Origin of the sequence: Lacinutrix sp. (genome assembly GCF_023299985.1) — a bacterium.
Classification (GTDB): domain Bacteria; phylum Bacteroidota; class Bacteroidia; order Flavobacteriales; family Flavobacteriaceae; genus Lacinutrix.
Map to the genome: position 1 here is coordinate 1 of NZ_JALZVX010000002.1, position 15,318 is coordinate 15,318.

At 30.5% G+C, this 15,318-nt stretch carries 16 protein-coding genes; 12 read left to right on the top strand and 4 right to left on the bottom strand.

Going from position 1 to position 15,318, the window contains the following annotated elements; translation table 11 throughout:
* Positions 1-61: 61 nt before the first annotated feature.
* Positions 62-415, bottom strand: a complete 354-nt coding sequence (locus tag Q0C58_RS00130; RefSeq protein WP_290696176.1) for a 4Fe-4S dicluster domain-containing protein — start codon at positions 413-415, stop codon at positions 62-64.
* 76 nt (positions 416-491) lie between these two features.
* Between Q0C58_RS00130 and Q0C58_RS00135 the strand changes: the two genes are divergently transcribed.
* From Q0C58_RS00135 to Q0C58_RS00180, 10 genes are all read left to right on the top strand, one after another.
* Positions 492-1,550, top strand: a complete 1,059-nt coding sequence (locus Q0C58_RS00135; RefSeq protein WP_290696178.1) for an acyl-CoA reductase — start codon at positions 492-494, stop codon at positions 1,548-1,550.
* Positions 1,551-1,677: 127 nt separating this feature from the next.
* Positions 1,678-2,739 (top strand): 3-phosphoserine/phosphohydroxythreonine transaminase, encoded by a 1,062-nt coding sequence (gene serC, locus Q0C58_RS00140; protein WP_290696180.1) that lies wholly within the window; start codon positions 1,678-1,680, stop codon positions 2,737-2,739.
* 207 nt (positions 2,740-2,946) lie between these two features.
* On the top strand, positions 2,947-3,897 hold the full coding sequence (locus tag Q0C58_RS00145) for a D-2-hydroxyacid dehydrogenase (RefSeq protein WP_290696181.1): 951 nt from the start codon (positions 2,947-2,949) through the stop codon (positions 3,895-3,897).
* A 127-nt stretch (positions 3,898-4,024) separates the two neighbouring features.
* Positions 4,025-4,675 (top strand): DUF937 domain-containing protein, encoded by a 651-nt coding sequence (locus Q0C58_RS00150; RefSeq protein ID WP_290696182.1) that lies wholly within the window; start codon positions 4,025-4,027, stop codon positions 4,673-4,675.
* Positions 4,676-4,786: 111 nt separating this feature from the next.
* Positions 4,787-5,242 (top strand): DUF6146 family protein, encoded by a 456-nt coding sequence (locus Q0C58_RS00155; protein WP_290696183.1) that lies wholly within the window; start codon positions 4,787-4,789, stop codon positions 5,240-5,242.
* Between the two features lie 28 nt (positions 5,243-5,270).
* The gene (locus Q0C58_RS00160; RefSeq protein ID WP_290696184.1) at positions 5,271-5,765 is read left to right on the top strand and encodes a DUF6787 family protein; all 495 of its coding nucleotides are present in this window, start codon (positions 5,271-5,273) and stop codon (positions 5,763-5,765) included.
* Complete coding sequence (locus Q0C58_RS00165) at positions 5,766-6,110, top strand: hypothetical protein (RefSeq protein WP_290696185.1); 345 nt, start codon at positions 5,766-5,768, stop codon at positions 6,108-6,110. It begins immediately after the preceding gene.
* Between the two features lie 115 nt (positions 6,111-6,225).
* Positions 6,226-8,625, top strand: a complete 2,400-nt coding sequence (locus tag Q0C58_RS00170; RefSeq protein ID WP_290696187.1) for a TonB-dependent receptor — start codon at positions 6,226-6,228, stop codon at positions 8,623-8,625.
* Between the two features lie 19 nt (positions 8,626-8,644).
* Entirely contained in the window at positions 8,645-9,202 is a 558-nt protein-coding gene (locus Q0C58_RS00175; protein ID WP_290696188.1) for a type 1 periplasmic binding fold superfamily protein, read from the top strand.
* A 174-nt stretch (positions 9,203-9,376) separates the two neighbouring features.
* Positions 9,377-10,141, top strand: coding sequence for a CDP-alcohol phosphatidyltransferase family protein (locus tag Q0C58_RS00180; RefSeq protein ID WP_290696189.1), 765 nt, complete (start codon positions 9,377-9,379; stop codon positions 10,139-10,141).
* 51 nt (positions 10,142-10,192) lie between these two features.
* Here Q0C58_RS00180 and bcp read toward each other — a convergent pair whose 3' ends face one another.
* A complete protein-coding gene (bcp, locus tag Q0C58_RS00185; protein ID WP_290696190.1) occupies positions 10,193-10,648 on the bottom strand; it encodes a thioredoxin-dependent thiol peroxidase in 456 nt (151 codons plus the stop codon).
* Positions 10,649-10,683: 35 nt separating this feature from the next.
* On the opposite strand from bcp, the gene nth reads away from it, so the two are divergent.
* Positions 10,684-11,340, top strand: a complete 657-nt coding sequence (gene nth, locus Q0C58_RS00190; RefSeq protein ID WP_290696191.1) for an endonuclease III — start codon at positions 10,684-10,686, stop codon at positions 11,338-11,340.
* A gap of 110 nt (positions 11,341-11,450) precedes the next feature.
* Here the strand turns inward: nth and Q0C58_RS00195 are convergent, their stop codons facing one another.
* Both Q0C58_RS00195 and Q0C58_RS00200 read right to left on the bottom strand, forming a co-directional pair.
* Complete coding sequence (locus Q0C58_RS00195; protein ID WP_290696192.1) at positions 11,451-11,594, bottom strand: hypothetical protein; 144 nt, start codon at positions 11,592-11,594, stop codon at positions 11,451-11,453.
* A 57-nt stretch (positions 11,595-11,651) separates the two neighbouring features.
* A complete protein-coding gene (locus Q0C58_RS00200; RefSeq protein WP_290696194.1) occupies positions 11,652-12,236 on the bottom strand; it encodes a sigma-70 family RNA polymerase sigma factor in 585 nt (194 codons plus the stop codon).
* 233 nt (positions 12,237-12,469) lie between these two features.
* Here Q0C58_RS00200 and uvrA point away from each other — a divergent pair, with 233 nt between their 5' ends.
* Complete coding sequence (gene uvrA / locus Q0C58_RS00205) at positions 12,470-15,256, top strand: excinuclease ABC subunit UvrA (protein WP_290696196.1); 2,787 nt, start codon at positions 12,470-12,472, stop codon at positions 15,254-15,256.
* Positions 15,257-15,318: the final 62 nt, after the last annotated feature.

Consider the following 15,318-nt stretch of genomic DNA (forward strand, 5'->3'; position numbering starts at 1 on the left):
AAAATAAAAAATCCTAAGCAAAGCTCAGGATTTCATTATATCTTAATGTTAATTAGTAACCTTATCCTTCTGGATGCATAAACTTCTGCTTTCCTAATAATACTGCTTCAGTTTCAACATGCTCATCGTCTGGTACGCAACAATCAACAGGACAAACAGCAGCACATTGTGGCTCTTCGTGAAACCCAACACACTCAGTACATTTATCTGGTACTATATAATAAATCTCATCGCTTATAGGCTCTTGCGCTTCTTCTGCATCTACAGCTTTACCATCTGTAAGCACAATACTACCTTCTAAACTTGTTCCGTCTTTATATCTCCAATCGTCTGCACCTTCATAAATTGCAGTATTTGGGCATTCTGGCTCACATGCTCCACAATTTATACATTCGTCTGTTATAATAATTGCCATAGTAATTCTTTTATTTAGTTTGCGTAAATTTGCAGTTGCAAAAATAATGACAAAACACGTATTACGCAAGTAACAAATGGAATTACAACAAAGAATTAACGCTTTCGCTAAATTAGGCACTTTTATTAATCAGTTTTCTTCGGAAGAGTATGATAAACAAGACAACATTCCACATAACGATTTGTTTTTCGATGGTTTTAAGCATCAAATAAAATTAGCGCAAGAATATAACGGTTGGTTTACTAAAAAAAATATAGTTTTTGCTTTAAACGGATGGCATAACTCTTTGATTGAAAGCAATTTAACCAAATGGACTTCCAATTATAATTTCAATATTAAAAATCCAAAAAATGTTGCCATTATTATGGCAGGAAACATTCCTTTAGTTGGTTTTCATGATTTTATTTCTGTGTTAATCTCTGGTCATTCTGTTTTGGTTAAGCAATCTTCTAACGATAAGCATTTACTTCCTTTTCTAGCCAAGTATCTGGAACATGTAGAGCCAGAATTTAAAGGCAAAATTACTTTTACCGAAGGAAAACTAGAACAATTTGATGCAGTTATTGCTACAGGAAGTTCTAACACAGCACGTTATTTTGAATATTATTTTAAAAATAAGCCATCAATAATTAGAAAAAACAGAAACTCGGTTGCTGTAATTTCAGGAAACGAAACCAAAGAAGCACTCGAAAACTTAACTGAAGATATTTTTAGATATTATGGTTTAGGTTGTAGAAATGTTTCTAAACTATTTGTACCAAAAGACTACAAATTTGATGCTTTTTTTGAAGCTATCTACAAATGGCATCCAATAATAAACGAAGCTAAATACGCTAATAATTACGATTATAATAAAGCTGTTTATTTAATGAGCGAGTTTGATATGCTTGAAAATGGTTTTTTAATGATTAAAGAAGATAAAAGCTTTGCTTCACCAATAGCAACTGTGTTTTATGAGTTTTATAATGATTCTAAAACACTTGAAATAACTTTAAAAAACGAAGCAGAAAATATACAGTGTATTGTTGCAAAAGATTTTACTGAAAATGAAATCCAATTTGGGCAAACACAAAAACCAGAACTTTGGGATTACGCAGATAATTTAGATACTATTGCTTTTTTGTTAAAATTATAGTTGATAAATTATCATTTTAATAACAAAAAAACGTTGATTATTTAGCACCTTTGTAATCTTGGAATTTAATTCGTTTTTGTATTGAAAATGAATAATTAATAGCCACTGAAATTAAATTCAGCATACCATGAAAAGACATAATTTTAGCGCAGGACCATGCGTACTACCTAAAGAAGTTATATTAAAAGCTTCTGAAGCCTTATTAGATTTTGATAACGGATTATCCTTAATAGAAATTTCTCATAGAAGTAAACCTTTTGTAGATGTTATGGAAAAAGCTAGAGCTTTAGCTTTAGAACTTTTAGGTTTAGAAGGAAAAGGTTACAAAGCTTTATTTTTACAAGGAGGTGCAAGTACACAGTTTTTAATGGTTGCTCTTAATTTATTAGAAAAACGCGCAGGTTATTTAAACACAGGAACCTGGAGTGATAAAGCAATTAAAGAAGCTAAAATTTACGATGATGTTTACGAAGTTGGTTCATCTAAAAACGCAAACTTTAATTATATTCCAAAAGGTTTTGATGTACCTTCAGATTACGATTATCTTCATGTAACATCAAATAACACCATTTTTGGTACACAAATAAAAAGTTTTCCTAAAGTAGATATTCCTTTAGTATGTGATATGAGTAGTGATATTTTCTCACGTACACTTGATTTTTCTAAATTCGATTTAATTTATGCTGGTGCTCAAAAAAATATGGGACCTGCAGGAACAACTTTAGTTGTTATAAAAGAAGATATTCTTGGTAAAGTATCACGTAAAATACCATCTATGATGGATTACAAAATGCACATAGATAAAGGAAGTATGTTTAATACACCTCCTGTTTTTGCAGTTTACACCTCAATGTTAACAATGCAATGGTTAAAAGATTTAGGTGGAATTAAAGCCATAGAAAAAGAAAATGAGAAGAAAGCTATTTTAATGTATTCTGAAATAGATTTAAATCCGCTTTTTAAAGGTTATGCTGCAAAAGAAGACCGTTCTAAAATGAACGCTACTTTTACATTAGAAAACGAAAACCTAAAAGAAACATTCGAAGCAATGGTTACAGAAAATGGAATTAATGGCATTAATGGACATAGAAGCGTTGGTGGCTACAGAGCATCAATGTACAATGCTTTATCACTTGATAGCGTAAAAGTATTGGTTGAAATTATGAGTGAATTAGAGAGTAAAGCTTAAAATAGTTTGCAGTAAACAGTTTTACTCAAATCAATAATAAATAAACAAATACTAACTATAAAATTAAACATAACAGTTCTCTTTCCTTTAGAAAGAGTTAGAGATAGGAATTAACAACCTTACTCAAATTTATAAAATATAAATTATTTTAAGTTGAAATATTAATCGTTCACACAATTTTCAACTTTTAAATTTTAACTTAATAAAATGAAAGTATTAGCAAACGATGGTATTTCGCAAAGCGGAATTGACGCATTAGAAGCGGCTGGCTTTGAAGTATCGACAACAACAGTAGCTCAAGAACAATTAGCAAATTATATTAATGAAAACGATATTTCTGTTGTTTTAGTTAGAAGTGCAACAACAGTAAGAAAAGAAGTTATTGATGCGTGTCCAGACCTAAAAATTATTGGTCGTGGTGGAGTTGGTATGGATAATATAGATGTAGATTACGCACGTGATAAAGGATTAAATGTTATAAACACACCTGCTGCTTCTTCACAATCTGTTGCTGAGTTAGTGTTTGCTCACCTTTTTACAGGAGTACGCTATTTATATGATTCTAACAGAAACATGCCATTAGATGGTGATACTCAATTTAAAAAATTGAAGAAAAACTACGCTAAAGGTGTTGAACTTAGAGGAAAAACTCTTGGTATAATAGGTTTTGGCCGTATTGGTCAAGAAGTTGCTAAAATAGGTTTAGGTCTTGGCATGAAAGTTATTGCAGCGGATAAATTTATAGATGTAGCAGATGTTTCTGTCCCATTTTACGATGGACAATCTGTAAATTTTAATATTAAAACACAATCCATGGAAGACGTTTTAAAGCAATCAAATTTTGTAACGCTTCATGTACCTGCACAAAAGGATTACGTTATTGGTAAAGCTCAGTTTGATATGATGAAAGACGGTTCTGCTCTTATTAATGCTGCTCGAGGAGGTGTTGTAAATGAAGTAGAATTAGTAAGTGCACTAGATAGTGGTAAAATTGCATTTGCAGGTTTAGATACTTTTCAGGACGAACCTACTCCAGCTGTTCAAGTATTAATGAATCCTAAAATATCTTTAACACCACATATTGGTGCTGCAACCAACGAAGCACAAGATCGTATAGGTGTAGAGTTAGCAACTCAAATTAAAGAAATACTACTTTAGTCGTCTAAAACCGTTATTTAATCAGTTGTTTTTTTAAAATATTTATATCAAAAAGCCTTCACAAATATGTTAAGGCTTTTTTTTGTATATTTTGAAAAAATTAAAATAACTTAAAACAAAAAATAAAATGGCAGGAATTTTAGAATTATTAAATAGTGATTTAGGTAAAAGTATTATTAGTGGTGTTGCTGGATCAACAGGACAAGACCAAGCAAAAACAGGAGGCTTATTAAGTATGGCTTTACCTGTTTTAATGAAAGCTATGGAACGTAATGCTTCTACTCCACAAGGAGCTGAAGGATTAATGGGAGCAATAAGCGGTAAACACAACGGAAGCATATTAGATAACCTTGGTGGTTTATTTGGTAGTGGAGTTAATGATGAAGTTACTAATGATGGTGATAAAATTTTAGGACATGTACTAGGAGATAAAAGAGCTGGTGTAGAACAAGTGCTAGGTCAAAAAGCTGGTATGGACTCTGGAGCAGTAGCAAGTATATTAAAGGTTGCAGCACCAATATTAATGGGTGTTTTAGGAAAACAAGCTAGTCAAACTGGAGTAAGTTCTTCTAATGGTATTGGCGATTTACTTGGTGGATTATTAGGTGGAGCAAGCCAATCTGGAGCTGTAACACAAGAGCAAACCTTCCTTGAAAAAATGCTAGATAGTGATGGAGATGGTAGTATTATCGATGACGTTGCAGGAATGGTTTTAGGTCAAGCCACAAAAGGACAAGGTGGTATTGGTGGATTATTAGGAGGTCTTTTTGGAAAATAAAATTTCTAAAAGCTAGACATAAATATTTAAAAAGAGTCAAGCTTAGGTTTGGCTCTTTGTTTTTACACAGAACTCATTAATTTAATTTGTATTTTTATTAAAAATAAAATCATGAAAAACATCCTCCTTTTAATTACTATTGTTACTATTATGTTTTTTTCTTGTAATTCTTCTAAAGATACTATTGCACCAAAAACTGATATTATAGAAATAGAAACTGCAAAAGTAAATAAAGGTGATACTATTAAAATATCTGGAGAAAACCTTGAATACGATGTTATAATAATAGAGCCTGGATTTGGGTTTTACCTAGCCTCTAGAGCACAACCAAAAGATTACTACTCACAAAGCTATATGGAAACTAGAAATTTTCGCTATGTTCAAGAATGGAATAGACGTGTATTACAACCTAGTCGTTACAATCCCAACCTATACGAAATGAATATTAACTACATACAAGGCATAGACTATGGTTACGATGTTAATTATAAAATATATAATTATTTTATTTTTTTCCAAAATAGATATAACCAAAACCTTTTAGGCGGAAGAATTCCTCAAAATTAATTTATATTTGCATTCTCAAAAAAGGATAATGCAAGAGTTTAAAAAACGTTGGGAAATAACAAAAAATTGGCAATTACTATTTCCTGTAATAGGTTTATTGGGTTTGTTATTTTCAAGTTATAGACTAGCTGGATTGTTTTTAAAAGAATATCATTTTACATTTCAAATAGTTTTTGCACTTGTAATAATGTTTTTTCTATTAAAACTTGTCTTACTAATTTTTAAAAAATTACAAAATAAATGGATTGTTAAACAACGATGGGAAATTATTAGAATTTTTATTGTTTTTGCTATTACTGGATCGTCTTCTCTATATGTTGGAAGACCTATTATTAAACTTTTAGGAATTACTAAAGAAAACTTAAATATAGTCGTCTATTGGTTTTTATATATTATCATTGGTCTTATTTTCTACCAAATACTATTAGTGACTTTTGGATATTTACTTGGTCAAGGTAAATTTTTCTGGGAATTCGAAAAGAAAATGTTAAGACGTTTTGGACTAGGACGCTTTTTAAATTAAATGGAAAACAAAATACAACATATAGTAATTAAAAGTATCATCATTCTATTGGTGGCTGCTATTGTATTACCATCTGTTGTAAAGTTTACACATGTTTTTGAAGAACATAAACACGAAGTTTGTGCTAATCCTTCAGATTCTCATTATCATGAAGTTGAAATAGACTGTGAATTCTACAAGTTTAAAGTAAATAATCCTTATACGTTAGTTTTTGAGAATATTTATATTTTTAATAACTTAAATAATTATAGTAACTTTTACAGTAGGTATACATTTTTAAAAAGTTTTAAAAATTTTGGTATTGCACTTCGAGGACCACCAAAATCCTTCTCTTTTTCTTGTTAATATTAGTTTAGTAACTAATAATTAACGTTCTCGTTTTACGTTTCTTTTTATTAAATATTTATTTTTTAATAAATAAATGTTTAACTATTTATATACCTTAATTTTATTTTAATACATGCGTGTATTTATCATTTTGCTATTTGTAATCAGTAGCAATATAATTAGTTCTCAAAACTGTAATAACATTATTAATGGAACAGTTTTAGACCTTCATGACAATACTATATTAGTTGATGCCAAGGTTCTTGTTGTAGAAAACAACCAAGAAGTATTAACAAATAGTTTAGGTGAATTTACTATTGTAGATTTATGTAATCAAACATATACAATAAAAATTTCTCATGCATTTTGTATTGCACAGACTTATAAAATAGAAATTACAAATAACACAAAAAAAGTTTTTCGTTTAGAACATCATTTAGAAGAATTAAATGAAATTATTTTAGAAGGAAAACTTTCTGATATTACATCTGAAACGAGTTTAGAAAATAAAATTTCTAAAGAAGAATTAGAAAAAAACAGTGGTAAAACTCTTGGAGATGTTTTAAATAATATTTCTGGAGTGAGCTCATTAAACACTGGTAATACTATTGTTAAACCTATAATAAATGGTTTGCATAGCAGTCGAGTGGTTGTAATGAACGATGGTGTAAGAATGGAAGATCAGGATTGGGGAGCCGAACATGCTCCAAATATAGACATAAATGCGATAGATAATATTACTGTTATAAAAGGAGCAAGTGCTCTAAAATATAGTGGTAATGCTATAGGTGGTATAATTATTACAGAAACTTCTAAAACACCAGTTAAAGACAGTCTTTATGGTAAAACTATAACAACTGTAGCTTCAAACGGAAGAGGAGGCACAGCTACTTCTCAACTAACCAAAACTTTTAAAAGTGGTTGGTATGGAAACGTTCAAGGTACCATAAAACGTTTTGGAGATTTTAATGCGCCAGATTACAATTTAAGTAATACAGGTGCTTTTGAGCGTAGTTTTTCTGTTCGTGGAGGATTAAATAGATTTACTTCTGGAATAGAAGCTTCTTATTCTCTTTATAAAGTAGAAACAGGTATTTTAAGAGCGTCGCATTTAGGAGGTGCACAAGACCAAATTAGAGCAATTAACAATCTAGAGCCTTTATTTATTGATGATTTTACATATAATATAAATTCACCAAAGCAAGATGTAGCTCATCATTTATTTAAGATTAAAGGTTTTAAAAAGTTTGAAAATCTAGGGAGATTAGACTTTCAATATAGTTTTCAACAAAATAATAGACTAGAGTTCGATGTAAGACGAGGAGATGATAGAGATACACCATCATTAGATTTAAAACTCAATACACATACTTTATTACTAGATTTAGATTCTAAAATATCTGAGACAGCAACCATAAAATTAGGTCTAACAGGACAATACCAAACTAATTTTGCTGATCCTAGTACAGGAATAAGAAGACTAATTCCCGATTACAGTGAATATAATCTTGGTGCATACGCTGTTTTAGAAAAGCAAATTAATAATAAATTGCTTTTTGAACTTGGTGCAAGGTTTGATTATACATTTTTAGATGCATTAAAATTTTACAGAACATCTTTTTGGGAAGACAGAGCGTACGATACAATTTTTCAAGATATTGTTGTTGGAGAATTTGGAAATCAAATTTTAGTAAATCCAAAGCTAAATTTTTATAATCCTTCGGCAACAATAGGACTCTCTTATAAAATTAAAGAAAATTATAAATTATTATTTAATTATTCTTTAGCATCCAGAGCGCCAAATCCGTCGGAATTATTTAGCGAAGGTTTACACCATTCGGCCTCTAGAATTGAGTTGGGAGATTTACAATTTAATTCTGAAACTGCTCATAAATTTTCGGTTACACTTCAAAAAAGTAATGCCAATTATAGTTTTACTATTAATCCTTACATAAATATGATTACAGATTTTATAGTTATTGAACCAATTGAGGTACAACAAACCATAAGAGGTAATTTTCAAGTTTGGGAATATAGACAAACAAACGCTAGACTAATTGGTGTTGATATTGATGGAAGCCTTAAGTTGAATGATCATTTCCAATACAACCATCAGTTTTCTATAGTAAAAGGAAAAGATGTATCTAGAAATGATGCTTTAATTAATATGCCAGCTGCGAGCACAAGAAATAGTATAACATACAATAACAAAAAGTTAAATAACCTAAACTTGAAACTGCAAAGTGAATATGTTTTTAGACAAAATGAATTTCCAGATAATAATTTTGAGGTATTTGTTCCAGAAACAGAAACACTAGAAATTGTAGATGTTAGCACTCCTCCAGATGCTTATCATTTACTTAGCTTTAATTCTAGTATGGATTTTAAACTTAACGAAAAATCATCGTTAACAATTGGTTTTAATGTTTCGAATGCATTAAATACTAGTTATAGAAATTACTTAAATCGTTTAAGATATTATGCAGACGATTTAGGTAGAGATTACTCAATTAATTTAAAAATAAACTATTAATAAACAAAAATACAAAACAATGAAAAATTTTAAAATAATAACATTAGCTCTATTAGTATTTATATCTTTTACTGGTTGTTCAGACGATGACGACGTGATACCAACACCAGTAAATCAAGAAGAAGTAATTACAACACTTACAGTAACACTTACACCACTTGGTGGAGGAACAGCAGTAACATTGCAAACGCAAGATTTAGATGGAGATGGACCAGATGCGCCAGAAGTAACAGTATCAGGAAATTTAACTGCTGGAACTACTTACAATGGAGTTATCGTTTTATTAAATGAAACAGAAAGTCCTGCCGAAAATATTACTGAAGAGGTTGAAGAGGAAGCTGATGAGCATCAATTCTTTTACACTATTGGAAGCGCTCTTGATGCAACAACAACTTACACTAGTTTTGATGGAAACGGAAACCCATTAGGTATCGAGTTTTCTTTAGATACTGGAGTTACAAGTTCTGGACTGCTAACATTTACTTTACGTCATTTACCTGCAAAACCAAACACAGGTTTAGCAAATGCTGGTGGAGAAACAGATATTGAAGCTACTTTTAATTTAGTAATTCAATAATAAAAACGATTTCCTTCTTATAAATTAAAACTCAAGATTAATACTAATCTTGAGTTTTTTTATTTTTAGCTACATTACAAGTAAGTAAAAAAGTGTTTCTTATTGTATCTTTGTACTTTATATTCAAATTTATAAAACAGGTATATTCCACATTACAGATTTCTATGAAGATACATGTCAAAACTTCCCAAAGAACATAAATTTATTGACCTTTCAGATTATGGAAGACCAATAGCAAAGGTAATTGCAAACGCTCTAAAAAACACATCTTTCACTCCTATTCATGTTACCATTGGTTTTATTATCTCTGGATTAATAGCAATTTATTGTATATTAAATGGTGAGTTTTGGTTTGCTGCTTTTTTTCTAATTTTTAAATCAATTTTAGATGCAGCAGATGGAGAATTAGCGAGAGTAAAAAAAACACCTTCTTATACTGGTCGTTATTTAGATTCTATAGCAGATATTATACTAAACCTAATCATTTTTATTGCTATTTGGCACATTACATCTTCTAATATATGGCTTACTATTTTAGCTTTTTTTGGTTTACAACTACAAGGCACACTTTACAACTACTACTATGTTATTTTAAGAAATAAATTTGATGGAGACACTACTAGTCGCGTGTTTGAAGATAAAACACCCATAGCTCTTACTGGAGAAAAACAAAAACACGTAAATATATTATTTGCCATATATAAATTTTTTTATGGTGGTTTTGATCAAATTATATATAAGCTAGACCACAATGCGAGTAAAGGAAAAATATTTCCTAATTGGTTAATGACGAGCATTTCAACCTTTGGACTTGGTTTTCAATTACTAATTATAGCTATAATGCTAGTTCTAGATCTTAAACAATATATTATTCCTTTCTTTTTGGTTTACACATTAATGGTTTTTGTATTTATTGGTATAAGAAAGTTACGCTACTAAAAAAGCACTCCAAAAAGAGTGCTTTAAATAATTATTTAAGAACTTTTAAGTTTATAAATCTAATATCTGCGCTGCATGATCTTTAGTCTTCACTTTGTCAATTACATGAGCTACAACTCCATTTTCATCTACTAAAAAGGTTTTTCTATGAATACCATCATACGTTTTACCCATAAATTTCTTTTCTCCCCAAACACCAAATGCGTTAATAACCGTTTTATCTTCGTCTGCTAATAAATCAAACGGAAAGCTATATTTGGTTTTAAAATTAGTTTGGCGTTTTTCAGAATCTGCACTTACGCCTAATATTTGGTAACCTTTATCCTGTAAAGTTTTGTAATTGTCTGTTAAATTACAAGCTTCCGCAGTACAACCAGGTGTACTAGCTTTAGGGTAAAAGAATACTACTAGTTTTTTTCCTTTAAAATCTGATAAAGACACTGTATTTCCATCTTGATTATTAACTGTAAAATCTGGCACTTTATCGCCTTGCTTTAATGTATTCATAGTTGTAATTTTGGTTTTTATCAAAAATACAACTAATGACCAAGCAAGAAAAGGTAGATTTCGTTATAAATACGTTAAATAAATTATACCCAGAAATTCCAATTCCGTTAGATCACAAAGATCCTTATACTTTATTAGTTGCTGTATTATTGTCTGCGCAATGCACAGATGTTCGTGTAAATAAAATTACACCATTACTATTTGCAAAAGCAGACAATCCACACGATATGATAAAAATGAGCGTAGAAGAGATAAAAGAAATTATAAGACCTTGCGGATTATCACCTATGAAAAGTAAAGGTATACATGGTCTTTCTCATATTTTAATAGATAAGCATAATGGTGAAGTACCGCAAAGTTTTGAGTTTTTAGAAGAGCTTCCAGCCGTTGGGCATAAAACAGCAAGCGTAGTCATGTCTCAAGCTTTTGGTGTGCCTGCTTTTCCTATAGATACACATATACATAGATTAATGTACCGATGGAATTTAACAAACGGAAAAAACGTTACCCAAACTGAAAAAGATGCCAAGCGCTTATTCCCTAAAGAAACCTGGAACGATTTACACCTTCAAATTATATGGTATGGTAGAGAATATTCTCCTGCTCGTGGTTGGAATTTAGATAATGATATTATTACAAAAACTATAGGTAGAGCAACAGTTTTAAAAGAATATAACAAAGGAAAACGTTAGTGTAATTTCTAGGCACAAATAATTTTAAGCTCAATTTATTCGCTAGAAGTGATATTTATTTAATAAAAAAACTAAAACAGTCCTGATTCACATCAGGACTGTTTTTTAATCTAATTAAGAAATGCTTCAAACTTTATTTTTTTATAACTTATAACACTTAAAGCCTTGGAATAATTAAGAATAAAACTAATGGTTTCATCTTTAGGGTTCATTTTCTTGTTAATTTTAGAATTTTCAGAGTAAATTTTTGCCATATCATATGTTTAATATTACATAGATAACGAGCAATTTATTCTAATATTGTATCACTATTAATTAGTTAAAATAATGTTGTGTTTCTCAATAACCTTACGCATGTTAATTAACGCATAACGCATACGTCCTAAAGCTGTGTTTATACTTACACCTGTACGCTCAGAGATTTCTTTAAAACTCATATCTTGATACATACGCATCACTAAAACTTCTTTTTGATCTGCTGGTAGTTCTTCAATTAAACGCCTAACATCTTCTTCTACCTGTTCTTTTATAATTGTTTTTTCAGCATTCAAACTTGTATCGCTTAAAACAGAAAAAATACTAAAATCACCATTATTTTGAAACTTCGGCATTCTATTGTTTTTTCTAAAATGATCGATTACTAAATTGTGAGCAATACGCATAACCCAAGGTAAAAATTTACCTTCCTCGTTATATTTTCCTCTTTTTAGTGTGCGAATAACTTTTATAAAGGTGTCTTGAAAAACATCTTCAGCAATATCTCTATCATAAACCTTAGAATAGATAAAACTATAAATACGTTGTTTGTGTCTTTTAATTAAAACTTCAAGAGAAGATTCGTCGCCTTTAATGTAACTACTAACTAGAGTAGCATCTGTGATAAGTTTTTTTCGCATAATCAATACTTTTAATAGCAGAAGTTAGGGCTTCGGCTTGGGTTAATTTATTTAAAAAGTAATGTTGCGTTATAGGCTTGGTAATTTAGTTTATTAATCTTGAGGTAAATATAACAACAATCATTCCGAAAAAACAAAAAAAAATAAATTTTAACACTTTATTACACAATAAACTTATTTTAAAGCTGCTTTTTAAATGTTACCTTTGTGTTTCTTTCACATTAAAAACTCTTATGAACACTAAGCTTTCCGAGGTAAACCCTAAACATAATATTATTATTAAAGGTGCAAAATTGCATAACTTAAAAAATATCGATGTTGTCATTCCAAGAAACAAATTGGTTGTTATTACAGGTTTATCTGGTTCTGGGAAGTCAAGTTTAGCATTCGATACTTTATATGCAGAAGGCCAAAGACGCTACGTAGAAAGTCTATCTAGCTACGCAAGACAATTTTTAGGACGCTTAAATAAACCTAAAGTAGATTACATAAAAGGCATTGCTCCTGCTATAGCAATTGAGCAGAAAGTGAACTCTACAAACCCACGTTCAACCGTTGGTACTACTACAGAAATTTACGATTACCTTAAACTATTATTTGCTAGAATTGGTAAAACATATTCGCCAGTTTCTGGACAACAAGTAAAAAAAGATAGTGTTACAGATGTTTTAAATTATATAAAAACTATTGCTCAAGGCGAAAAACTACTTCTCCTAGCTCCTATTCATTTAGAAGAAGGACGCGAAATGAGTGACAAGCTTAAAGCCTTAAACGCACAAGGTTATGCTAGAATAAAAGCAAATGGTGAAGTTATACGTTTAGATAAAGCAGAAGGTATCACTGAAAAAACAAAAAACCTTTTTTTAGTTGTTGATAGAATTGTAACTAAAGATGACGAAGATTTTTATAATAGATTAGCAGATGCTATTCAAACTGCGTTTTTTGAAGGTAAAGGCAAATGTTTTATAGAACAGTTAAGCGATAACACTACAAGACAGTTTTCTAATAAATTCGAGCTTGATGGTATCACTTTTTTAGAACCAAACGTACATTTATTTAGTTTTAATAATCCTTATGGTGCTTGTCCAAAATGCGAGGGTTATGGAGATGTTATTGGTATTGACGACGATTTAGTAATCCCGAATACAGCTTTATCTGTATACGAAAATGCTATTTTCCCATGGAAAGGCGAAAGCATGAGTTGGTATCGCGATCAATTGGTTAATAATTCTCATCACTTCGATTTTCCTATACATAAACCTTATTTTGAATTAACAAAAAAAGACAAAAATTTAATCTGGACTGGAAATAAGTATTTTGAAGGCTTAAATTCCTTTTTTGCAGAGTTAGAAAGCAAAGCATACAAAATTCAAAACCGCGTGATGTTATCGCGTTACAGAGGCAAAACCAAATGTAAAGTTTGTAATGGTAAACGTTTAAGGATAGAAGCTAATTATGTAAAAATTAGCAATGCTACGTTGACCGATTTAGTTGAAATGCCTTTAGATAAGCTTACTGTTTTCTTTAAACAATTAGAGCTTAACGATAGCGATACTACTATTGCTAAAAGACTTTTAAAAGAAATTGAAAACAGATTAGCCTTTTTATCTAATGTTGGATTAGATTATTTAACACTAAACAGAAAGTCTAACACTTTATCTGGTGGAGAAAGCCAACGTATAAACCTAGCAACATCACTTGGTAGTAGTCTTGTAGGCTCTATGTATATTCTCGATGAGCCTAGTATTGGTTTGCATCCTAAAGATACAGAAAGGTTAATATTGGTTTTAAAGGCATTACGCGATTTAGGAAACACTGTAATAGTTGTAGAGCATGATGAAGACATCATGAAAGAAGCAGATGAAATTATAGATATAGGACCAGAAGCTGGAACTCTTGGTGGACATGTAGTGGCTACTGGAACGTTTAAAGACATTTTGGCGTCAAACTCATTAACTGCACAATATTTAAATGAAACACTTAAAATTGAAGTGCCTAAAAAACGTCGAACATCTAAATACGCTATAGAAATAAAAGGTGCTCGCGAAAACAACTTAAAAAATATAGATGTTACCTTTCCTTTAGGTATGCTAACTGTAATTACTGGTGTTTCTGGAAGTGGAAAGAGTACTTTGGTTAAGAAAATACTATTTCCAGCTATACAAAAGAAGCTTACTGGTTTTGGAGATAAACCTGGACAGTTTTCAGAATTAAAAGGAAATTATAGTAACGTAAAACATATTGAGTTTGTAGATCAAAATCCTATTGGTCGATCTTCGCGCTCAAATCCAGTAACTTATATCAAGGCTTACGATGACATTAGAGCATTATACAGCAAACAAAAATTGAGTATTATTAGAAATTATGCTGCCAAACATTTTAGTTTTAACGTAGATGGTGGACGTTGTGAAACTTGTAAAGGAGAAGGCCAAGTAACTATAGAAATGCAGTTTATGGCAGATGTACATTTAGAATGTGAAACTTGTAAAGGCAAACGTTTTAAAAAAGAAGTACTTGAAGTTACTTTTGCAAATAAAAACATTGACGATATCCTAAACATGACAATAGATGATGCTATTTCATTTTTTGACGAGAATCATGTTACTAAAATAAAGAACAAGTTACAATCATTACAAGATGTTGGCTTAGGCTATGTAACACTTGGGCAAAGTTCTTCTACACTTTCTGGTGGTGAAGCACAACGTATTAAGCTAGCGTCGTTTTTAGGTAAAGGAAATACTAAGGAAACTGCTTTATTTATTTTTGATGAACCAACAACTGGCTTACATTTTCATGATATCAAAAAGCTTTTAAAATCGTTTAATGCTTTAATTGAAAAAGGCCATTCTATAATTGTAGTAGAACACAATCTTGAACTTATTAAATGTGCAGACCATATTATAGATTTAGGACCAACTGGTGGAGAATATGGTGGACAACTTGTTGCTTTTGGTACACCTGAAGAGATTGTAAAAATTAAAGTTTCGGAAACTGGAAAATACTTAAAAGAAAAACTTTAACATGTATGATCTTGAAATTATAAAGAATACAGTATCTACTGCTCCTTGTTACAATGGTGGTG